Consider the following 19,985-nt stretch of genomic DNA (forward strand, 5'->3'; position numbering starts at 1 on the left):
GACAACATGGCGAGTATTGTGACGCGGACAAGCATTTGACGCAATTGCTGTTACTACATCGATTCGCCGCACCCGCGATAGCGGGGCAGCAGAATAGAGGTGAGTTTGCGGATGGCTGTATCGCAGCTGAGTTAAAGATTGGGCGGCAATGTCCGTTAATTGAAGACGCGAGTGCAGGATACGAGTGCAGAATGGATACGACATGAAAATTGATGCGGATAGCAATACGCAAAGTACTGTCTATGAAGCGACTCCGGTGAATTCAGCGAATTCGCTAGAGGGCAAAGATATCGCCGCCAATGACAGCAAGACACGCATGCCGACTGATACAGTGACGCTGTCGCTGTCGGATGCCGCAACGAAGTTGGCAAGCGAACTTTCAGACCTGGCGGCTGCCGTTGCGGCAATGCCCGTGCCGCAACGTCCGCAGCCGGAGATGCAATCACAATCAGCACGCCGGAAAAAATCGAAAAATAGTGGCTTGTCGCCGATGCTGGACGTCGATGCGTTCCGTCTGATCCGCGACAAGTTGCGCTCTAAGAATCTGGGGCTGCAGGAGCCCGGCCTGATGAAAGATGCGAAAGATGCACTGCAAGAGGCTGCCAAGATCTGATCGCACGCGTTTTCGCGGCATCTTGCATCGCAGTTTCATCATTTCCATCTTCTGCAGTGAATGTTGGCAGAGACAAAACAAATCCTGCTCTGCTATAATTGCTGGCTAGTCGGGGCGTAGCGCAGCCTGGTAGCGTACTTGCATGGGGTGCAAGGGGTCGAGTGTTCGAATCACTCCGTCCCGACCAAAGAAATCGAAGGGTTACAAGCTTTTGCTTGTGACCCTTTTTCTTTTTTTGCGCCGCTTGTTATCCTTTTTTCTATTTTGTCCTCATCTTTTATCAGAGCCGGCTTCTGTTCATTTTTTGAAGTTGCCTACCGGCAGGTATGGCGCAACAGGTATATAAAGATGAGGTGCGGGGTGAAACGCAAGACGAAATGCGCCAGGTCGTGAATGACTAGCCTCAAGGATTCGGCATTGACCCTTCCCGCATAAGCTACACGTAAGTTATGCCTTGTAAGCTGCCTTCAAAATAGGAGGAGACTGCGCGCCGGATTGCATAAATAGAAATCGAGGGCGAACCGGCACGGCGTATCCAGATCTCCTTTCAACGTTGTTCGGACGACATCCGTACTTGCCATATCAACAGCAAATCAATAGCAAACCGGCAAGACGGAAATACTGTGAGGAGACTGCCGTATGTTCCAAAGGAAAAGCAGGGTGCTGTCGCGGGCGCTGGATGTGTTGGTGGCCGTGGTGATTCCGGTTGCCGTCGGCGGCGGTGCGTTTGCCGGGCTGAACGCATCGGGATTGCCGCTTTCAGTATTGTGGCAAGCCGTGGCGGCGACGGCTGTGGCGGTGATCTTGTCCAGCCTTGCGAGCAGGCGCGGTAACGCGGATCAAGGCGTCAGCTTCGTCGACAAGATCGGCAGCGAAATCGATCACATCATGATCGGCGCGGCGGAGACTTCTTATTTTGTCGATTCCATCAAGAATAAAATCGGACAGGACGTGCAAGCGGCTAATGGCATCGTCGCAGGTTCCGAGCAGAACGCCAGCACCACCGAGCAAATTGCTGCCAATGCCGAGCGTGCTTCCAAGGTTGCTGCCGACGTACGCTCGGAAAGTGTGGCAGGTCGTGCTGAAGTCGATTTGGGATTGGCGCAGATCAGCAAGGCACGCCATGATGCGCAGAACGCTTCGGCCATGATGTCTGCGTTGCAGGAAAAATCCAAGCGCATCCACGGCATCACCGAAGTGATCAGTGAGATCGCGGCGCGCACCAATCTGCTGGCGTTGAATGCTGCGATCGAAGCGGCGCGCGCGGGTGAGCATGGCCGTGGGTTTGCCGTTGTGGCCGGTGAAGTGCGTCAACTGGCGCAACGCACGAAAGAGGCAACCGATGACATCGGTGCGATGGTACGGTCCATCACGGAAGAGGCGGAACGCGCTGCCGGTGGTATGCAGGCGCTGAGCGTCAAAGTGCAGGAAGCGTCACAGAATGTTGAGCGGGTACATGGCTTCCTCGGCAATATCGAGCGATCGGCTGCCATCTCTGAGGAAGAGATTCAACAGATCGCCCGTGCGTCTCGCGAACACGTGGAAACTACGCATCGGATTGCGGAGGCGATCCTGAAGATTCGTGACGGCATGCTGGCAACCGATATCGAATTGCCGCGCGTTGCTGCGTCGGCGATGGCTTTGTCGGAGCGTGCTGAACTGGTGTACGACGCGATCGTGGAAAGCAACGCGAAGACTCAGCACGACGATATCCAGAAAGCCGCTGCGGTCACCGCCAAACGCATCGGGAAATTATTCGAAGAGGCGATTGCGGCAGGGCGTATTACGGAGGCGGCGTTGTTTGATCGCACTTACAAGCCGATTCCCAACACGAATCCACCCAAGCACACCACACAGTTCGATACGTTTACTGATCGCGTGCTGCCGGATGTCCAGGAGGGATTGCTGGAAGCGATGCCGCAATTGGCGTATGCCGGCGCTGTCGATAACAACGGTTACTTTCCCACGCACAATAAGAAGTTTTCCAAGCCGCTAACCGGCGACTACGATACCGATCTGGTGAACAACCGTACCAAGCGCATATTCAGCGACCGCACCGGAAAGCGTTGCGGCGCGAATACAAAGTCATTTCTCTTGCAAACCTATAAGCGCGACACCGGTGAGGTCATGCATGACCTGTCAGTACCCATTTACGTTAACGGCAAGCACTGGGGTGGTTTTCGCGTCGGGTATCGGTCCAGTCAGGCTGAGGCAGGCGTGCCGGTCGCGACAACCGGTGCGGCTGTCGTGTCGCAAAACGTCGGAACGCCGTCAGGAAAACCGTCAGAAAAGCCGGCTAAGCAGCTAACCACGGCGAGCAAGATCGAGAACAGCAAGGGATTGGTGCGCCAGATCTCGGCTTGAACAGCTTGACCGTGCAGGGCAGGTTGATAGACTATTCGACAACGGGGGTATCTGTCTCAGAATCGGGCAGGCCGACTAGAAAAGGAAAATCAACTTGAAACCTGCGCCACAGAATAAGCTTGATTCTGTCAAAGAGTTCGATTTTACCAATCGTGATTTTGACCGGGTCCGCGACCTGATTTACAAGCGTGCCGGCATCGCCCTTGCAGAAAGCAAGCAGGAAATGGTCTATAGCCGGCTGGCCCGGCGGCTGCGTGCGACCGGTATCGGCTCGTTCGTTCAATATCTGGATTTGTTGGAGCGAGGTGGCGATGCGGATGAGTGGGAAGCCTTTACCAATGCGCTGACAACCAATCTGACGTCATTTTTCCGCGAATCGCATCATTTCCCTATCCTTGCCGATTTCGTCAAAACGCTGAAGGAACCGGTTACGGTCTGGTGTTCTGCCGCTTCAACGGGCGAAGAGCCATACACCATCGCCATGACGCTCTGTGAAGCCTATGGCAGCCTCACGCCGCCGGCGCAGATCATTGCCACCGATATCGATACCAACGTACTGGCGACCGGTGCCAATGGCGTATATCCGATGGAGCGCATCGACAAGTTGTCGCCTGAGCGAGTGAAAAAATTCTTCCTTCGCGGCAAGGGTAATCAGGAAGGGTATGTCCGCGTACGTCCGGAGTTGCGCAAGATGGTCACCTTCAAGCAACTGAACCTGCTTGGCGACAGCTGGCCGGTGCAAGGGCAGTTTGACGTTATTTTTTGCCGCAACGTGATGATCTATTTCGATAAACCGACGCAGAGCAAAATTCTGTCTCGTTTTGTTCCGCTGATGAAGTCGCACGCCTTGTTGTTCGCCGGCCATTCAGAGAATTTCTTGTACGTGTCGGATGCATTGAAGTTGAAGGGTAAGACTGTTTACGAACTTAACGCGGCGTCACAGCGCAAAGTGGGGAAATAAATCATGAATCCCCAAGGTCAGGATCAATTCGCATCCAACGTTTATTACGACCGTACCTTCGACTGCGACGCGGCGAAGATACTGCCAGGTGAATACTATTTCACGCACAAAGACATGATGATCGTCACCGTGCTGGGATCGTGTGTGTCGGCGTGCATCCGCGACCGTGTCACCGGTATCGGCGGGATGAATCATTTCATGTTGCCCGACAGCGGTGACGGCGACAGCCCCATTTCAGCATCGATGCGCTACGGCACCTACGCCATGGAAATTCTGATCAACGACGTGCTCAAAGCAGGTGCGCGGCGTGAAAACCTGGAGGCGAAGGTATTCGGTGGCGGCAATGTATTGCGCGGGTTTATCGCCATCAACGTTGGCGAGCGCAATGCGCAGTTCGTCCGGGATTATCTGAAGGCGGAGAATATTCGTGTCGTGGCCGAAGATCTCAATGACATTTGGCCGCGCAAGGTGTATTTTTTCCCGCGGACCGGCAAAGTGCTGGTTAAAAAGCTCAAACAACTGCACAACAATACGCTGGTAAACCGCGAGCAGGACTACGCCAGCAAGTTGGTTACGAAACCAATTGGCGGCGCGGTCGACTTGTTTTAAAGTCGGGCTTGCTCCCTGCAGGGCGAGTTGTACAATGGTTTATAGGCTTCTACGCGTGCGTGCAGAAGCAAGTTTCTGGAAAGTACTGATCGTATGAAAATAAAAGTATTGATCGTTGACGATTCGGCATTGATCCGTAGCGTCATGAAGGAGATCATCGGCAGCCAGCCAGATATGGAAGTCGTGGGCGTGGCCCCTGACCCTATCATTGCGCGTGATTTAATCAAGCAGACCAACCCGGATGTATTGACGCTGGACGTCGAAATGCCGCGCATGGACGGTCTCGACTTCCTCGAAAAATTGATGCGCTTGCGGCCGATGCCAGTGGTAATGGTCTCGTCGCTGACCGAGCGCGGATCTGAAATCACCTTGCGTGCGCTGGAATTGGGCGCCGTCGACTTCGTCACGAAACCAAAGATTTCGATTCAGAGCGGCATGCAGGAATACACCGACATGATCGCGGACAAGATTCGCGCGGCGTCGAAGGCGAGTATTCGTCCGCGTGCAATTCCGCATCCGGACTCGCATAAGACAGCAGGCGGCGAGCCGCTGCCGCAGATGCGCAATCCGCTGCTGTCGAGCGAAAAGCTGATCATCATCGGCGCCTCCACAGGTGGAACTGAAGCAATCAAGGAATTCCTGATCAAGATGCCATCGGATTGTCCGGGCATTCTGATCACGCAACACATGCCGGAAGGTTTTACGCGGTCGTTCGCGCAGCGTCTGGACAATCTGTGCAAGATTTCGGTCAAGGAAGCTGCCGGCAACGAGCGTATCTTGCCGGGCCATGCCTACATCGCGCCAGGACATTCGCATCTCAAGCTCGTGCGCAGCGGCGCCAATTACATGACTCAGCTTGATCAGGGGCCGCCGGTTAATCGTCACCGGCCTTCGGTCGATGTGCTGTTTAGCTCGGCTGCAGCGTGCGCCGGCAAGAACGCGTTAGGTGTGATTTTGACCGGTATGGGCAAGGACGGCGCGCTTGGCATGCTGGAAATGCGTAATGCCGGTGCCTACAATTTTGCGCAGGATGAGGCGTCTTGCGTCGTCTTCGGCATGCCGCGTGAAGCGATTGCCGTTGGCGGTGCACATGAGGTATTGTCTCTGCAGGCCATGCCAGGCCGGGTGATGAGCTATCTGGCAGAGCACGGTAGCCGTGCATTGCGAGTGTAGTTCGAGTACCATGCAGCCCATCGCAGAATAAGATGCTCAGTAGTAGCACATTGGCAAATGCCTGGATTTTGTAGGACAGGGCCTCAAGTTCGCTGTATTCGTGTCGTTATCGTCAACAATTGTTTTGAATCAATGGAGTAATAGTCATGGCAGGCCCAAATACCAAGTTTCTCGTTGTAGACGATTTCTCCACGATGCGCCGCATCGTCCGGAACCTGCTTAAAGAGCTGGGTTACACCAACGTGGATGAAGCCGAAGACGGCGTGCAAGCATTGCACAAGCTGCGCAGCGATCAATTCGACTTCGTGGTTTCCGATTGGAACATGCCTAACATGGACGGTCTGACCATGTTGCAGGAAATCCGTAAAGATCCGGCGCTGTCGAAGCTGCCGGTCTTGATGGTAACGGCAGAAGCCAAAAAGGAAAACATTGTTGCTGCAGCGCAAGCTGGTGCCAATGGATATGTGGTCAAGCCATTCACGGCCGCTACCCTGGACGAAAAGCTCGGCAAGATCTTCGAAAAGCTGGATGCCGGAGGCTAACGTGGATACTGCATCCCAAGGAGCAGTACCTCCGGGAGCGGAAGCGGCACCTCCGGGTGCGGATCAGCAAGATCAGTTTCTGGTCCGAATTGGCCACATGACGCGCAGTTTGCACGACAATCTGCGCGGCTTGGGATTTGACCGTTTGCTGGAAAAAGCCGCTAGCGATATGCCCGATGCGCGTGATCGCCTTGAGTATGTGGCGATGATGACTGAGAAGGCGGCGCAACGCGTGCTTACCGCCACGGAAACCGCCGGCCCGATGCAGGATGCGATCGGCGACGGTGCCGGCACCCTTGCTGCAGAATGGAAAGCTGTCACGGACGCAGGTTTTTCGGAAGCGGCGTACCGTGCAATGGCGGAAAAGACCCAGCGGTACCTCGATTCCACACGCGAAAACGTCACGCTGACCAAGCAGCAACTGCTGGACATCATGATGGCGCAGGATTTTCAGGATCTGACCGGGCAGGTGATCAAGCGTGTCACAGCCCTTGCGCACGACATCGAGAGTCAGCTGGTGCAGCTGTTGGTGGACTATTCGCCGCCGGAAGCAAAGCGTGAAGACAACGGCTTGCTCAACGGCCCGCAGATCAATCCGACCGGTACAAATGTCATTGCCAATCAAAGTCAGGTTGATGACTTGTTGGAAAGTCTGGGTTTCTGAATTGGTATTCAGTCGTACCTGATTGAATTTGTTGCTTTTTGTTGTTTATTAGTTAATTCCGCAACGAGCCTCGCCGGGCAAGATTTAAATTTCAGCCCGGTGCAGGTTTTCTCCTTCCACGTTTCTGCCGTCTCCCCTCTGAAGGCAGACTTGGCGTGCTTTTCCTCTCCCGAAATACGGGGCGTTTCGCCCCTTGTTCTCGCGATGATTTGGTGCCTCTCTCGCCAATAATTCTCCCTGATAGTCTCAAAATTCCGTCCTTACAAGCGGAAAGCAGCAATACAGGGGAGCGGCAGTGGCCGAAGAAAGCGATCAGGAACGGACCGAACAGCCCACGAGCAAACGTATTGAAAAAGCTCGTGAGCAAGGCGACGTGCCGCGCTCGCGCGAGATGGCTACGTGCGTCACATTGTTGATCGGCGGCAGTACGATCTGGATGTTCACGGGCCCGCTAGTCACCAGTCTGAACCGCATCATGGTGTCCAGCATGACCTTAGAGCGCGAGATGGCCTACGACCCGGTGCTGTTGTTTAATCACCTAAGTGGGCATTTCATGGAAATCGCGGTTGCGATGATTCCGATTGCCTTCATGATGACGCTGGCAGCAGTCGCATCTCCTTTGATTCTCGGCGGCTGGTTGTTCAACGGCAGCTCGCTGGTTCCCAAATTTAGCCGCATGAATCCGATCTCGGGATTCATGAACATGTTTTCCATCAATTCGCTGGTCGAGCTTGGCAAAGGCATTCTCAAGACCGTTCTGGTGGGGATCGTTGCCTGGCTGGCGATGGAAAGTCATATCGATGCAGTGCTGAACCTCAGCGTCGAATCGCTGCAGAGCAGCAGCAGTCACATGCCGCATTTGCTGTGGTCCAGCTTCATGATGATGGTGTGCGCCTTGATCGTGATTGCCGTGATTGATGTGCCTTATCAATTATGGAACTACAACCGCAAGCTGAAGATGACTCGCCAGGAAGTCAAGGATGAGCACAAGGAATCCGACGGTAACCCGCAGATCAAGGGCAAGATCCGCGCTCTGCAACGTGCAGCTGCACGCCGCCGCATGATGTCCAACGTGCCGACCGCAGACGTGGTGGTGACCAACCCGACACACTTTGCCGTGGCGCTCAAGTACAGCGAAGGTTCGATGTCTGCTCCGACCGTGGTCGCGAAAGGTACCGAAGCTGTTGCTGCGAAGATTCGCGAACTTGCACGCGAACACAAAGTACCGATTCTTGAGGCGCCGCCATTGGCACGTGCCTTGCATTACCACACTGAAATCGGTGACGAAATCCCCGAGGCGCTCTATACCGCAGTGGCTGAAGTGTTGGCCTACATCTTCCAGCTGCGCACCTATGGTGCAGGCGGAGGTGTCCGTCCGGAAGAACCGCACGATCTGGATGTACCGAAAGAAATGGACGATCCTTTGTACAAACGCAAGGCTGCAATTGCTGCCATTCGAGCTAGGGCAGCGCGATGAATCTAAACAATCTGAGCAGCATGAAACTGCCGGCCTGGGTGCCGGTGAAGCATACCAAGGCACTCGCGGCGCCTATCCTCATCGTTATGATGCTAGCGATGATGGTGCTGCCGCTGCCGGCGTTTGCACTGGATATTCTGTTCAGCTTCAATATTTCGCTGTCGGTTATCGTTCTGCTGACTGCTCTGTACACCGTCAAGCCGTTGGATTTCGTTGCTTTCCCGGCCGTGCTGCTGGTCAGTACGATGCTGCGCCTGTCGCTCAACGTTGCTTCCACACGCGTCGTGCTGACCGAAGGCCACACCGGTCCGGACGCTGCCGGTAAGGTGATCGAAGCCTTTGGCCACTTCCTGATCGGTGGCAACTACACCGTGGGTATTGTGGTGTTTATCATCCTGACGATCATTAACTTTACCGTTGTCACCAAGGGTGCCGGCCGTATTGCTGAAGTGGGTGCACGCTTTACTCTGGATGCGATGCCGGGTAAGCAGATGGCGATCGATGCCGACTTGAACGCCGGTATGATCGGCGAACCTGAAGCGCGTGCGCGTCGTAAGGAAGTTGCTCAGGAAGCAGAATTCTACGGCGCGATGGACGGCGCCAGTAAGTACGTGCGCGGCGATGCCGTCGCCGGCATTATCGTTACCGTTGTCAATATCGTGGGTGGCTTGGTCGTCGGTATGATTCAGCATGATCTGGCATTCGATATGGCGCTCAAGAACTACACCTTGCTGGCGATCGGTGACGGCCTGGTTGCGCAGATTCCTTCTCTGATCATTTCCACTGCAGCCGGTGTTGTGGTGTCTCGTGTGGCCAACGATCAGGACGTCGGCGGCCAGCTGATCAATCAGTTGTTTGCCAAACCGGAAGTACTGTACCTGACCGCGATCATCATCGGCGGCATGGGCATGATCCCGGGCATGCCGCATATTGCGTTCATCTTGCTGGCGGGCATACTGGCAGGCACTGCGTACATGGTGAACAAGCGGATCCAGGAAGCAACCGTCCAGACCGAAATGCCTGCGCCGACCGCTGTTGCGCCTGAAATTGAAGAAGCAACATGGCAAGATATTCTGCCGGTCGACACACTGGGGCTGGAAGTCGGCTACCGCCTGATTCCGCTGGTGGATAAAGGGCAGGGCGGCGAACTCTTGCGCCGCATCAAAGGCATCCGTAAGAAATTCGCACAGGAAGTCGGTTTCCTCTCACCGCCGGTACACATTCGCGACAATCTGGAACTGAAACCATCGGCATATCGGATTGCTTTGAAAGGTGTTGAAATCGGCAAGGGCGAAGCTACCTTCGGTCAGTTTTTGGCGATTAACCCAGGGATGGTGACTGGCCCATTGCCAGGACTGATGACCACCGATCCTGCGTTCGGTTTGCCAGCTGTCTGGATTGAAAGCAGCATGCGCGAAATGGCGCAAACCATGGGTTACACGGTGGTGGATACCGGCACCGTGATCGCCACTCACCTGAATCACCTCATTACCTTGCACGCCGCCGAACTGCTCGGTCGTCAGGAAGTGCAGCAACTGCTCGACCACATTGCCAAGGATGCGCCGAAGCTGGTCGAAGATCTGGTACCCAAGCTGTTGCCTTTGGGTACTGTACAGAAAGTGTTGCAAAACCTCCTCATCGAAGGCGTGCATATTCGGGATATGCGGACTATTATCGAAACCCTGGCCGAGAATGCGGCGCGGGTGCAGGAGCCGAACGAACTCACTGCCATCGTGCGCATTGCCTTGGGCCGCGCGATCATACAACAGATTTTCCCGACCGAAGCAGAGTTGTCCGTCATGGCGCTCGACGGCAAGCTCGAACGCTTGCTGATGCAGGCGATGCAGGCCAGCGGTCCGGAGGGCGGCGGTATCGAGCCAGGTCTGGCCGATGCGTTGATTACACAAACAGAGAATGCAGCACGTCATCAAGAGCAGTTGGGTTTAACCCCGGTATTGTTAGTCCCGGCACCATTAAGGGCATTGCTGTCGCGCTTCCTGCGACGCGCCATGCCGCAGCTCCGGGTTCTTTCGCACGCTGAAGTTCCTGATTCGAAAACGATTAAAGTTACTAGCCTAGTTGGAGGGCAAGCATGAACGTTAAAAAATTTATTGCAGGTTCGTCGCGCGATGCATGGCGCCAGGTTCGCGAAGCGCTCGGTCCGGATGCGGTCATCCTCTCCAATCGCAATATCGAAGACGGAGTCGAAATTCTGGCAATGGCGAACGAGGATATGTCTTCGTTGGTCGTGCCTGCCATGGCCAAGGATGCGATGCCGCGCCCGGCCGTGCGACGACCTCCGGCGCAACCTGCTCAGCCGCAGGCCGCCGCGCCACGCCGCGTCGAGCATCAGGGGCTGGGTGTCGAATCAAGCGCTATCGAACACAGTGCTGCACAGGCTGAAGCACGCGTATGGCGTACCCGCAACGCCGCCCGCGCCAGCGCCAAGGAGCAGCAAGAGGCAGCGCAACAGCAGCGACCTTCGCAAGCCTCGTCGGCTCCTTCGGCGTCTCCACAACGTCCGAAGCAATCGCCCATCATGGCGGAGTTTGATGGCAAGGATTACGACGAGATTCTGTCCGATGTGATGACGGAAATCCGTTCCATGCGCGGTGTACTGGAAACCCAACTGGCAGAAATCTCCTGGGGTGGCACGCAAAAGCGTGAACCGGCCAAGGCCGCCATCATGCGTGAAATGCTGGCCGCCGGTTTCAGCGCCAGCCTGTCGCGTTTGATCACGGAAAACTTGCCGCAAAATCCAAAGTCGCAAGATGCGATGTTCTGGGTGAAATCGGTACTGGCCAAGAATCTGATGACCATGGCCAACGAGAACGAATTGTTGGAAGAAGGTGGCGTCTACGCGCTAGTCGGTCCAACCGGTGTTGGTAAAACGACCACGACGGCCAAACTGGCGGCGCGCTGTGTCATGCGCCACGGCCCGGGCAAGCTGGCCTTGATTACGACCGACGGCTATCGTATCGGCGGCTACGAGCAATTGCGCATTTACGGCAAGATTCTCGGTGTCATGGTTCACTCGGTGAAAGACGAGGCCGATTTGCGTATCGCTTTGGACGAACTGCGCGGCAAACATACTGTCCTAATCGATACGGCAGGCATGGGCCAGCGCGATCAGATGGTTGCAGAACAAGCAGCCATGCTGTCCGGCGCGGGTACCGAGATCAAGCGCCTGCTTTGCCTCAATGCAACAGCAACCGGCGGCACGCTCAATGAAGTTGTGAGCGCTTACTCCGGCGACGGCCTGGCAGGCTGCATCATCACCAAGCTTGATGAAGCGGCGACCATTGGCAACGTGCTCGATGTTGTCATCCGTCAAAAATTGAATCTCTATTACGTTGCCAACGGTCAACGCGTTCCAGAAGATTTGCATGTCGCCAACAAGTTGTATCTGGCTGACCGAGCCTTTAAACTGAAGCGTGAAACTGCGCCGTTCGAGTTTCAGGATGCCGAGTTGCCGGTTGTTGTCGGACCGACAGCAACAGCCATGAATGACAAAAGCCTGCGGGAGGTGATCCTTGGCTAGCTATGATGTTGATCAAGCGGAAGGACTGCGCCGGATGCTGGAGCGTCCGACGCCACGCGTGTTCAGTTTTTTCTCGGTGCTTCCCGACGATGAAAAAGGCGCGATGCTGATCAATCTGGCGGCTTCTCTTGCTGCGAATGACTGCAACGCCTTGCTGGTCGATGCATGCATGACGCCATCGAGCATCTTGTCCCGTTTTGGCGGAATGACGGTAGCCAGTCTGCTGGATGTCGCACGTCAGGAACGTCACCTCGACGAGGCAGTGCGACTGGTCCCGGAGGGTTTTGCATTGGCCCGTCTGTCGCGAAAGAATGTTTCTGCGGCCACGCATCCGCAAGCCTCGCGCCTGGCTGAAATTTTCGATGCACTGACTGCCGAGTCGGACATCACACTCGTCAATGGCGAGCTGAATGACGATGATGTATTGCCGGTACCGGCGATGGAGATGGGCGAGATCGTCGTGCATATGTCGACTGGCGCCAATTCCATCAAGGCGGCTTACGTCCTGATCAAGAGTCTGAGCGATCGCCTCGGTCGCCGTCCGTTCAACCTGTTGGTGACCGGTGGTTCCGATGCGGAAGCGCAGATGGTGTTTGCAAACATGGCGCAGGCGGCTAATCGTTATCTGGCGGCACAATTAAATTTCCTGGGCTCGATTCCGGCCGACGATCACATTCGTCGCGCTTCGGGGCAGGGGCGTACGGTGTTGGAGGCATTCCCTCTGACCGGAGCAACAATAGCGTTCAAGCGTTTGGCGAATCAGTTCTCGCTTTCCAATCTCACCAAGGGCACGTACGGTATGGCAACCGATGGTGCAAGTCTCGGAGTATGACGTGTTATGTATAACGTCAATGGCAAGACGGACAAGAATCATTTGCTGCAGCTGCATGCGCCGCTCGTAAAGAAGCTGGCGCATCAGATGAAGGCAAAGCTTCCTCCAAGTGTGGAAGTGGACGACTTGATTCAAGCAGGCATGATAGGCCTGCTTGACGCTGTCAATCGCTATGAAGAAACGCATGGCGCGCAGTTTGAAACCTATGCCGTGCAGCGTATCCGTGGTGCGATGCTCGACGAGTTGCGCAGCAGCGACTGGCTGCCGCGCAGCATTCGCCAGAGCACGCGCAAGATCGAAGACGCAATTCATGTTCTGATGCAGCAGCTGGGACGACCGCCGCAAGAAACGGAAGTCGCCAAACAGCTCAAGATGAGTCTGAATGAATATCAGGAGATGCTCACCGAATGCGGCGGCCATCAACTGATCTATTACGAAGACTTTCATGATGCCGAGGGCGGTCATGAACATTTCCTCGATCGTTATCAGACCAGCCAAAATGACGATCCTCTGCAAAATCTGATCAACGGCGGTTTCCGCGAAGCCGTGATCGATTCGATCAAAGCTCTCCCTGAGCGTGAAAAGATCCTGATGGGCCTGTACTACGAGCAGGAAATGAACCTGAAAGAAATCGGCGCCGTCATGGGCGTGTCTGAGTCGCGCGTATGTCAGTTGCATAGTCAGGCGATTGCCCGCATGCGCTCGACCTTGAGGGAGCAAGCGTGGACTGGAGTAGCTTAGGCGGTTTGGCGTTAGCCCTGGGAGGCATCTTCCTTGGGCAAGTGTTGGAAGGCGGTCACCTCAGTTCCCTATTGCAGCCGACAGCATTTTTGATTGTTTTTGCCGGTACTGTCGGTGCTGTCCTCCTGCAAACCAAACTCGACAATTTCGTGCGTGGCGTGAAATTGCTCGGGGCGGTATTTTCTCCCCCTGTGCACGACTACCGCACACTGATCGACAATATCTCGCTCTGGAGCACCATCTCGCGTCGCGAGGGTTTGCTGCATCTCGAAGAGCACATGAATGACACGGACGATCCTTTCATCAAGAAGGGGCTTCGTCTGCTGATCGATGGCATCACACCGGCCAAGCTGCTGGAAATTCTCGAAATCGATATCTCCACTTACGAAACCCGGCAGCGCCAGGCGTTGAAGATCTGGGAAGCCGCCGGCGGTTATTCACCGACCATCGGTATTCTTGGTGCTGTACTCGGGCTGATTCATGTCATGGAAAATCTGGCCGATCCAGCACGTCTGGGTGGCGGGATTGCAGTCGCGTTCGTTGCCACGATTTATGGCGTTGGCCTCGCCAATTTGTTCTTTTTGCCGGTTGGCAATAAACTGAAAGAACTGTTGACGGCGGAAGTTCTCAAACGGGAGATGGTGGCCGACAGTTTGTTCGGCATTGCCAGCGGCGACAATCCGCGCGTTATTCAGGAGCGGGCCGAGTCCTACTTTAAGAACGCATAAACGCGTAAGCGCATAAAAAACGGCGGTGTCCATGGCACGCAAAAAACACGAAGAAGAGCACGAAAACCACGAGCGCTGGCTGGTTTCCTACGCCGACTTCATTACCTTGCTGTTCGCTTTCTTTGTGGTCATGTATGCGATCTCACAGGTCAACGAAGGTAAGTACAAAATCCTCGCCGATTCGCTGATCAATGCCTTCGGCAAAGAGCCGATATCAACGGCGCCGGTGATCGTGCAAGCCGGCGGGCAAGGGGCGCAACAAGCTGCCACGCCGAAAATTCCTCCCCTCCAAAAGCCACGCAACAATGAAGCCTTGCGGCGTGAAAAAGAGCGCATGACCGACATGGCGCGCGACATCATGCAAGTGCTTGCGCCGCTGGTGCAAGAAGGGAAGGTGCGGGTTACGCAAACCAGCGTCGGCGTCAATGTCGAGATCAATGCGAATGTCTTGTTTGCTCCCGGCGACGCCAAAGTCAGCAAGGAGTCTGAAGAGACCTTGATTGCCATCGCAAGAGTGCTGAAGAACGATGACCATGCGATCCAGATCGAAGGTCATACTGACAACACCCAGATCAGCACTTCGGTATTTCCCTCCAACTGGGAACTGTCGGCAGTGCGGGCAAGCACCGTTGCCCGCCTGTTCGGCAATCAGGGTATTGCCGAGCTGCGTCTGACTGCGGTGGGGCATGGATCGAATCAACCAGTAGCATCGAATGACACGCCGGAAGGGCGTTTGCGCAACCGTCGCGTGGATGTGATGATTTTGTCGCGCCTCGCGGAACAGGTGATGGAGGTGCCGATTGCGGAGGGCATACCGAAGGCCAAGCCTTAGCAATGCTGGGTTGATCGGTACTGAAAGCGTGAAGCTTGACGCATAATAAAAAAGACCACATCGGTGGTCTTTTTTATTATCAATCTATACCTGAACCATCAGCCTCAGCCTATGCCAAGCGGACGTCCCGTAGTGCTTACACTGGCCGATCCATCCGGGCCGTAAAGTGAGCCGCCGCCACTCCTACCTTGGAGAATCTTCAATGCGTTTTGATTGATTGCCATCTGACGGCCGACCAGTGTGCCATTGACGCGATTCAATTCGCGTGCTGTTTGCGCCAGTTCGAACAGTTCATTCCATAGTCCCTTGTCGGCTGCGGCGCCATGTTGATCAAGCCAGCTTTGCATGCCGTTTTCGCTGGCGTGGAAACCCGCCGCCGACAACAGGCGATAACGTTGATCTGCAAGTCTTGCCATTTCGGCAATGATCAGTGCTTTTTCGTTGATGACTTTTGGAATTTCATCTGCGTCGCCATTGCCACTGAGCAGCGTTTGTTCTTGCTGCAGTGTTGCAACCAGGCGTGAGGTTACCTGCTTTTCTTCAGCAAGATAGTGCGAGGGCCGTTGCGAGGTAGTGCTTGTCATTACATTATGCTTTGCTACGTGTGCCAATCAGATTCTTTACGGTATCTAATAGCCCACTGGCAACTTTTTCCGGATCTACCTGAAAGGTTCCATTGGCAATAGCGGCTTTGATCTCTGCAACTTTCTTCGCGTCGAAACTGCCGCTCGCCGGACCTGCTGCCTTCGCACCCAGTGACTGGTACTGAGCGGACAGCTGTACGTTGGCAGAATCTGCGCCTACTGTATCAGTCTTGGTGCCGGTCGTAGCGGAGGTACGCGCCTGAGGCTGCGCGATCTCCGGTAGGCCCGGACCAGTTTTGAGTGCGTCATTAACGTTCACGGCATCATCCTTGAGTGGTTAGGGCTCTGTGGCCCGCCTGTTGCATAGATTATCGGACATTTTTCCGCAAACTTTAATACTTTTTCTCCGGCTTGATCCTGTTGCTATTCAGTAATTGATTTCAACGATGCCGCCGGCTCTGGCAACGCCGCTGACCACTTGTCCCGTGGGTGTTCGGGCTTGTGCAATCTGGCCTTCGCTGGCGTTATTCAGTGCGCGTCCTTCAGTTGCAATCTGGAATCCCGGGCCGGTGGAAACGATACGGACTGACTGTCCTTGCTGTACGACACGATTTGCGCGTAGAGTTTCCTGGCGAAGTGGTGCGCCCGCCGCCAGCGAGATGTTCGCAGTGCGTCCGATGGCTTGCGACGGATCCATAATGATGCCGTTTGGCAAGTTCGACAGGTCGCCTTTGACTTTGCTGATGTCGTTCGGGCCGATGGTTTGCCCTTGCGCTAAAGGCGTGGCAGCGACTATATATTCTGCAACGACCTGCACCGTGGCGCGCACGTAGATTGTCCAAGGAGAGGGCGCGGTGCATTTGATGCCGATCGTGGTCTTGCCCCACAGGCGCCCACCGTTAGGCAGGAAGGCTTGAGGGGAGGGGCAGGCCGCCAGCGTCAGGCGGCTGTCGACGGGCTCAACCGTTGCATTCACCGTACCGGACAGTCCGGTGGTCTGGATTTTGATGAACTGTTCGGCGACTTGCTGCAGGGCCACCAGATTCTGCCGGGGAGGCGAGTTTGGCGCTTCGGAAGTTGCCGTTTGTGCAAGCGCAGAAAACCCGATGACAGACAGAAGCAGCACCAGCGCTTTAAAGAATAATTTCATAACAACAACTTTAACACCTTAGTGGCCGAAGGAGTGGCCATCGTGTCAGCAATACTAATGGCGGCAGCCTTCATCAAAAGGCTGAACAAGGCATAGTTTTATCTCTTTATCGGGCAATCGAGTTTTGGGTGGGGTCGTATGATCCAATGGTATCTAAATCCCATTATCGGCGTAATGCGTACTTTTTGAAGGGCGCATTCAGGAGAAATCGATGGTCGCAAAACTGGATGATTATCTGAGGTTCAACGAGACGGCGCTGAATTTGCGCGCCCAGCGTCAGCAATTGCTGGCATCCAACATTGCCAATGCCGACACGCCGAATTATAAGGCGCGTGACATCGACTTCGCCAAGACCTTGCAAGGTGCAATGGACGGTAAAACGACCAAGGTTCCGCCTGTCGAGCTGGCGCGTACTTCGGCGGGCCATATTGCCGGCAAGCCGACGGGCGACAGCGGGATAGGCGGTTCTCCGCTGCTTTACCGCACTGTTACACAGGGCAGTGTCGACGGCAACACCGTCGACATGGACGTCGAGCGCAACCAATTCACTGACAACGCTGTACGCTATGAAGCAGGCGTCACGGCAGTCAACGGGCAGATCAAGACGCTGCTCGCCGCCATCCAACCGGGCTGATCATCATGTCTCTTTCTAATATTTTCAATGTCGCCGGTTCGGCCATGAGCGCGCAATCGCAGCGCCTCAACACGGTCGCCAGCAACATCGCCAACGCCGACAGCGCAACCAGCCCGAACGGCCAGCCGTACAAGGCCAAGCAGGTCGTTTTCAAGGCGGTTCCTTATGGCAATATTTCTGATAGCGGCGTCAAAGTCGACCAGATCGTCGAAGATCAGGCGCCGCCGAAGCTGACATACGATCCCAAGCATCCGCTGGCTGACGCCAACGGCTATGTCGCCATGCCAAATGTTAATCCGGTCGAGGAGATGGTCAACATGATCTCTGCTTCGCGCTCGTATCAGACCAACGTCGAGACGATGAATACCGCCAAGAATATGTTGATGAAAACCCTCACCATCGGTACTTAAGGAAGATTCTAATCATGACTACTGTTTCCTCTGATCTGCTGGCAGCCGTAAATGGCTCGTCGTCTTCGACCAGCACTACTTCCAGCCTGAACGACAACAGCCCTGAAGCGATCCAGCAACGTTTCCTGAAGCTGCTGACAGTGCAAATGCAAAATCAGGATCCGACAAATCCGATGGATAACTCCCAGCTGACCACTCAGCTGGCTCAACTGTCGACCGTCTCGGGCATCAGCCAACTGAACACAACGCTGGCAGCTTTGATGAGCAATTTGGGTACGTCCCAGTCGCTGCAAGCAGCCAACATGATTGGTCACAGCGTTCTGGCACCGGGCAACAACGTCACACTGACATCCGACACGACGAAGGATGCAAGCGGTAACGACGTCACTACGCAAAAAGCCATCTTCGGTGTGCAACTGGCAGACAACGCCGACAGCGTCAAAGTCACCATCCGCGACTCGGCCGGCAATGTCGTCCACTCGCTGGACCTGGGTGCGCAGACAGCAGGTACGTTGCCGATTATCTGGAACGGAGCAACCGATGCCGGCACCCAGGCAAAAGATGGCGCCTATACCTTCACCGTGTCGGCAACGAGCGCGGGCTCGGCCGTCGGCGCGACGGCACTGGCATTCGGTACTGTCGCCAGTGTTAGCACCGGCACTGACGGCGTCAAGCTGAACGTCTCGAATATCGGCACCATCAAGACTACCGACGTAGTCCAAATTCTTTAATCCACTGACCGCTTTCAGCATAAGGAGAATCAAATGAGTTTTCAACAAGGCCTGAGCGGTTTGGCAGGGGCATCGAAGAGCCTCGACGTCATCGGCAATAACGTTGCCAACGCCAGCACGGTGGGTTTTAAGTCGGCACAAGCACAATTCGCCGACATGTATGCCAATTCGATGAATCGCTCCGGCAACTCGCCGGTTGGTATCGGTGTAGCAGTGGCCAACGTTCAGCAGGCTTTCACGCAAGGTAACGTTACAACCACCAACAATCCACTGGACATCGCCATCAACGGCGACGGTTTCTTCCGCATGCAAAGCAGCCTGTCCGATGCTGCACCAATGTATGGCCGCAACGGTCAGTTCCAGCTGGACAAGGATGGCTACATCATCAACCCAAGCGAAAAGGGGGCCTACCTGACCGGTTGGCTGGGTACTGTGGTTGGTGGTGATCCAGTGCCGCTGAAGATCGATACCTCAAATATTCCTGCGACACAGACCACAAACGTAGCAAGCAAGCTGAATCTGGATTCTCGCCTGACTGCCATCGACTCTACCGCGACGCCATTTGTTTTCGGTGATTCAACGACATGGAACAGCACCACCGGCGTTACCGTCTATGACAGCTTGGGCAATAGCTACAATGTCCAGACCTACTACGTCAAGAACAAGGCTACATCCACGGCCACCCAAACTAACTGGGATGTATATACGACGGTTGATGGCAAGGCATACCCTGCCTTTACGACACCTGCGACACAGGCGAAAGTCGGTACGCTGTCATTCGACAATAACGGTATTCTGCTGACCGCTGCACCGGCAACTCCACAACCGGCAGCTACTTTACATCTGACACCGCAAGCTGGCGCTGCTTTTGCTGCTGCTGGTATCACGCTGAACTACTCCGGGACGACACAGACCGGTGCTGATTTCGCGCCAATCGCACAAAGCCAGGATGGCAAAGAACCAGGCGTTTTGTCGAGCTTCTCGATTGGCAAGGATGGCCAGATCATGGGCAGCTATTCGAACAACGATACCAAGATCTTGGGGCAGGTTCTGCTGGTTAATTTTGCGAACCCTAATGGCTTGCAGCCATTGGGGAGCAACTTGTACGCTGCGACGTCCGATGCAGGCGAGCCGTTGATCGGCAAGCCGACCACAGGTCAGTTCGGTGTTTTGCAAGCACGTGCGGTGGAAGACTCCAACGTCGATCTGACCACGGAACTGGTCAACATGATCGTGGCGCAACGCGTTTATCAGGCCAATTCACAAACCATCAAGGTGCAGGATACTGTTCTGCAAACCTTGGTCAGCTTGCGTTAATAGCAGGACCAAGTCTGAGCAATTTGACTTATTTGACTCATTTGAATTAAGTGGGGAGGCGTGCGGTAACACTGCCGCACGC

The 19,985-nt window shown here is 55.0% G+C and carries 21 protein-coding genes and 1 tRNA gene; 19 read left to right on the forward strand and 3 right to left on the reverse strand.

Annotated features, from left to right (window positions below; translation table 11 throughout):
• The first annotated feature begins 202 nt into the window (after positions 1-202).
• The 15 genes from hmeg3_RS08100 to motD all read left to right on the forward strand — a co-directional run bounded on the left by hmeg3_RS08100 (position 203) and on the right by motD (position 15,077).
• Positions 203-613, forward strand: coding sequence for a hypothetical protein (locus tag hmeg3_RS08100; RefSeq protein WP_094563283.1), 411 nt, complete (start codon positions 203-205; stop codon positions 611-613).
• 110 nt (positions 614-723) lie between these two features.
• Positions 724-800 (forward strand) — tRNA-Pro (locus tag hmeg3_RS08105).
• A gap of 452 nt (positions 801-1,252) precedes the next feature.
• Positions 1,253-2,977 (forward strand): methyl-accepting chemotaxis protein, encoded by a 1,725-nt coding sequence (locus hmeg3_RS08110; protein WP_094563284.1) that lies wholly within the window; start codon positions 1,253-1,255, stop codon positions 2,975-2,977.
• Positions 2,978-3,071: 94 nt separating this feature from the next.
• Complete coding sequence (locus hmeg3_RS08115; RefSeq protein WP_094563285.1) at positions 3,072-3,938, forward strand: CheR family methyltransferase; 867 nt, start codon at positions 3,072-3,074, stop codon at positions 3,936-3,938.
• A 3-nt stretch (positions 3,939-3,941) separates the two neighbouring features.
• Positions 3,942-4,547: a chemoreceptor glutamine deamidase CheD gene (gene cheD, locus hmeg3_RS08120; protein ID WP_094563286.1), complete on the forward strand. Its 606-nt coding sequence runs from the start codon at positions 3,942-3,944 to the stop codon at positions 4,545-4,547.
• Positions 4,548-4,640: 93 nt separating this feature from the next.
• Entirely contained in the window at positions 4,641-5,720 is a 1,080-nt protein-coding gene (locus hmeg3_RS08125; RefSeq protein WP_094563287.1) for a chemotaxis response regulator protein-glutamate methylesterase, read from the forward strand.
• Positions 5,721-5,866: 146 nt separating this feature from the next.
• Positions 5,867-6,262, forward strand: coding sequence for a chemotaxis response regulator CheY (gene cheY, locus hmeg3_RS08130; protein WP_007882640.1), 396 nt, complete (start codon positions 5,867-5,869; stop codon positions 6,260-6,262).
• Positions 6,249-6,926 carry a protein phosphatase CheZ gene (cheZ, locus tag hmeg3_RS08135; RefSeq protein WP_369828863.1) on the forward strand — a complete coding sequence of 226 codons (678 nt, stop codon included), beginning with the start codon at positions 6,249-6,251 and terminating at the stop codon, positions 6,924-6,926. Before cheY ends, cheZ begins: the two co-directional genes overlap by 14 nt.
• Before the next feature lie 295 nt (positions 6,927-7,221).
• Positions 7,222-8,403, forward strand: a complete 1,182-nt coding sequence (gene flhB / locus hmeg3_RS08140) for a flagellar biosynthesis protein FlhB (protein ID WP_094563289.1) — start codon at positions 7,222-7,224, stop codon at positions 8,401-8,403.
• Positions 8,400-10,499, forward strand: coding sequence for a flagellar biosynthesis protein FlhA (gene flhA / locus hmeg3_RS08145; protein ID WP_094563290.1), 2,100 nt, complete (start codon positions 8,400-8,402; stop codon positions 10,497-10,499). Before flhB ends, flhA begins: the two co-directional genes overlap by 4 nt.
• Entirely contained in the window at positions 10,496-11,944 is a 1,449-nt protein-coding gene (gene flhF, locus hmeg3_RS08150; protein ID WP_094563291.1) for a flagellar biosynthesis protein FlhF, read from the forward strand. Before flhA ends, flhF begins: the two co-directional genes overlap by 4 nt.
• 34 nt (positions 11,945-11,978) lie before the next feature.
• The gene (locus hmeg3_RS08155) at positions 11,979-12,776 is read left to right on the forward strand and encodes an antiactivator of flagellar biosynthesis FleN protein (RefSeq protein WP_094566210.1); all 798 of its coding nucleotides are present in this window, start codon (positions 11,979-11,981) and stop codon (positions 12,774-12,776) included.
• Between the two features lie 6 nt (positions 12,777-12,782).
• Complete coding sequence (locus tag hmeg3_RS08160; RefSeq protein ID WP_094563292.1) at positions 12,783-13,517, forward strand: RNA polymerase sigma factor FliA; 735 nt, start codon at positions 12,783-12,785, stop codon at positions 13,515-13,517.
• Positions 13,499-14,245, forward strand: a complete 747-nt coding sequence (locus hmeg3_RS08165; RefSeq protein ID WP_094563293.1) for a flagellar motor protein — start codon at positions 13,499-13,501, stop codon at positions 14,243-14,245. The genes hmeg3_RS08160 and hmeg3_RS08165 overlap by 19 nt, the downstream gene beginning before the upstream one ends.
• Positions 14,246-14,276: 31 nt before the next feature.
• Positions 14,277-15,077: a flagellar motor protein MotD gene (gene motD / locus hmeg3_RS08170; RefSeq protein ID WP_094563294.1), complete on the forward strand. Its 801-nt coding sequence runs from the start codon at positions 14,277-14,279 to the stop codon at positions 15,075-15,077.
• A 104-nt stretch (positions 15,078-15,181) separates the two neighbouring features.
• On the opposite strand, the gene hmeg3_RS08175 is transcribed toward motD, so the two are convergent.
• From hmeg3_RS08175 to flgA, 3 genes are all read right to left on the reverse strand, one after another.
• On the reverse strand, positions 15,182-15,661 hold the full coding sequence (locus tag hmeg3_RS08175; protein ID WP_094563295.1) for a flagella synthesis protein FlgN: 480 nt from the start codon (positions 15,659-15,661) through the stop codon (positions 15,182-15,184).
• Between the two features lie 4 nt (positions 15,662-15,665).
• The gene (gene flgM, locus hmeg3_RS08180) at positions 15,666-15,980 is read right to left on the reverse strand and encodes a flagellar biosynthesis anti-sigma factor FlgM (protein ID WP_094563296.1); all 315 of its coding nucleotides are present in this window, start codon (positions 15,978-15,980) and stop codon (positions 15,666-15,668) included.
• Positions 15,981-16,088: 108 nt separating this feature from the next.
• Positions 16,089-16,811 (reverse strand): flagellar basal body P-ring formation chaperone FlgA, encoded by a 723-nt coding sequence (gene flgA, locus hmeg3_RS08185; protein WP_094563297.1) that lies wholly within the window; start codon positions 16,809-16,811, stop codon positions 16,089-16,091.
• 211 nt (positions 16,812-17,022) lie between these two features.
• Here flgA and flgB point away from each other — a divergent pair, with 211 nt between their 5' ends.
• Genes flgB through flgE form a run of 4 tightly spaced genes read left to right on the forward strand, consistent with a single transcriptional unit; the run spans position 17,023 to position 19,903 of the window.
• Positions 17,023-17,445, forward strand: coding sequence for a flagellar basal body rod protein FlgB (flgB, locus tag hmeg3_RS08190; RefSeq protein ID WP_050476018.1), 423 nt, complete (start codon positions 17,023-17,025; stop codon positions 17,443-17,445).
• A gap of 5 nt (positions 17,446-17,450) precedes the next feature.
• Positions 17,451-17,855, forward strand: a complete 405-nt coding sequence (gene flgC, locus hmeg3_RS08195; RefSeq protein WP_007882609.1) for a flagellar basal body rod protein FlgC — start codon at positions 17,451-17,453, stop codon at positions 17,853-17,855.
• A 14-nt stretch (positions 17,856-17,869) separates the two neighbouring features.
• The gene (locus hmeg3_RS08200) at positions 17,870-18,586 is read left to right on the forward strand and encodes a flagellar hook assembly protein FlgD (protein WP_094563298.1); all 717 of its coding nucleotides are present in this window, start codon (positions 17,870-17,872) and stop codon (positions 18,584-18,586) included.
• Between the two features lie 33 nt (positions 18,587-18,619).
• Entirely contained in the window at positions 18,620-19,903 is a 1,284-nt protein-coding gene (gene flgE, locus hmeg3_RS08205) for a flagellar hook protein FlgE (RefSeq protein ID WP_094563299.1), read from the forward strand.
• Positions 19,904-19,985: the final 82 nt, after the last annotated feature.

It is taken from the genome of Herbaspirillum sp. meg3 (assembly GCF_002257565.1).
Classification (GTDB): Bacteria; Pseudomonadota; Gammaproteobacteria; order Burkholderiales; family Burkholderiaceae_D; genus Herbaspirillum.

Bases quoted from the DNA above. Each gene is read 5' to 3' on its own strand.
- flgC (WP_007882609.1), top strand. From the start codon at position 17,451: ATGTCTCTTTCTAATATTTTCAATGTCGCCGGTTCGGCCATGAGCGCG.
- cheY (WP_007882640.1), top strand. From the start codon at position 5,867: ATGGCAGGCCCAAATACCAAGTTTCTCGTTGTAGACGATTTCTCCACG.
- cheD (WP_094563286.1), top strand. From the start codon at position 3,942: ATGAATCCCCAAGGTCAGGATCAATTCGCATCCAACGTTTATTACGAC.
- hmeg3_RS08100 (WP_094563283.1), top strand. From the start codon at position 203: ATGAAAATTGATGCGGATAGCAATACGCAAAGTACTGTCTATGAAGCG.
- flgE (WP_094563299.1), top strand. From the start codon at position 18,620: ATGAGTTTTCAACAAGGCCTGAGCGGTTTGGCAGGGGCATCGAAGAGC.
- motD (WP_094563294.1), top strand. From the start codon at position 14,277: ATGGCACGCAAAAAACACGAAGAAGAGCACGAAAACCACGAGCGCTGG.
- flhA (WP_094563290.1), top strand. From the start codon at position 8,400: ATGAATCTAAACAATCTGAGCAGCATGAAACTGCCGGCCTGGGTGCCG.
- hmeg3_RS08125 (WP_094563287.1), top strand. From the start codon at position 4,641: ATGAAAATAAAAGTATTGATCGTTGACGATTCGGCATTGATCCGTAGC.
- flhF (WP_094563291.1), top strand. From the start codon at position 10,496: ATGAACGTTAAAAAATTTATTGCAGGTTCGTCGCGCGATGCATGGCGC.
- flgB (WP_050476018.1), top strand. From the start codon at position 17,023: ATGGTCGCAAAACTGGATGATTATCTGAGGTTCAACGAGACGGCGCTG.
- hmeg3_RS08110 (WP_094563284.1), top strand. From the start codon at position 1,253: ATGTTCCAAAGGAAAAGCAGGGTGCTGTCGCGGGCGCTGGATGTGTTG.
- hmeg3_RS08155 (WP_094566210.1), top strand. From the start codon at position 11,979: ATGCTGGAGCGTCCGACGCCACGCGTGTTCAGTTTTTTCTCGGTGCTT.
- hmeg3_RS08200 (WP_094563298.1), top strand. From the start codon at position 17,870: ATGACTACTGTTTCCTCTGATCTGCTGGCAGCCGTAAATGGCTCGTCG.
- hmeg3_RS08160 (WP_094563292.1), top strand. From the start codon at position 12,783: ATGTATAACGTCAATGGCAAGACGGACAAGAATCATTTGCTGCAGCTG.
- flgA (WP_094563297.1), bottom strand. From the start codon at position 16,811: ATGAAATTATTCTTTAAAGCGCTGGTGCTGCTTCTGTCTGTCATCGGG.
- cheZ (WP_369828863.1), top strand. From the start codon at position 6,249: ATGCCGGAGGCTAACGTGGATACTGCATCCCAAGGAGCAGTACCTCCG.
- hmeg3_RS08175 (WP_094563295.1), bottom strand. From the start codon at position 15,661: ATGACAAGCACTACCTCGCAACGGCCCTCGCACTATCTTGCTGAAGAA.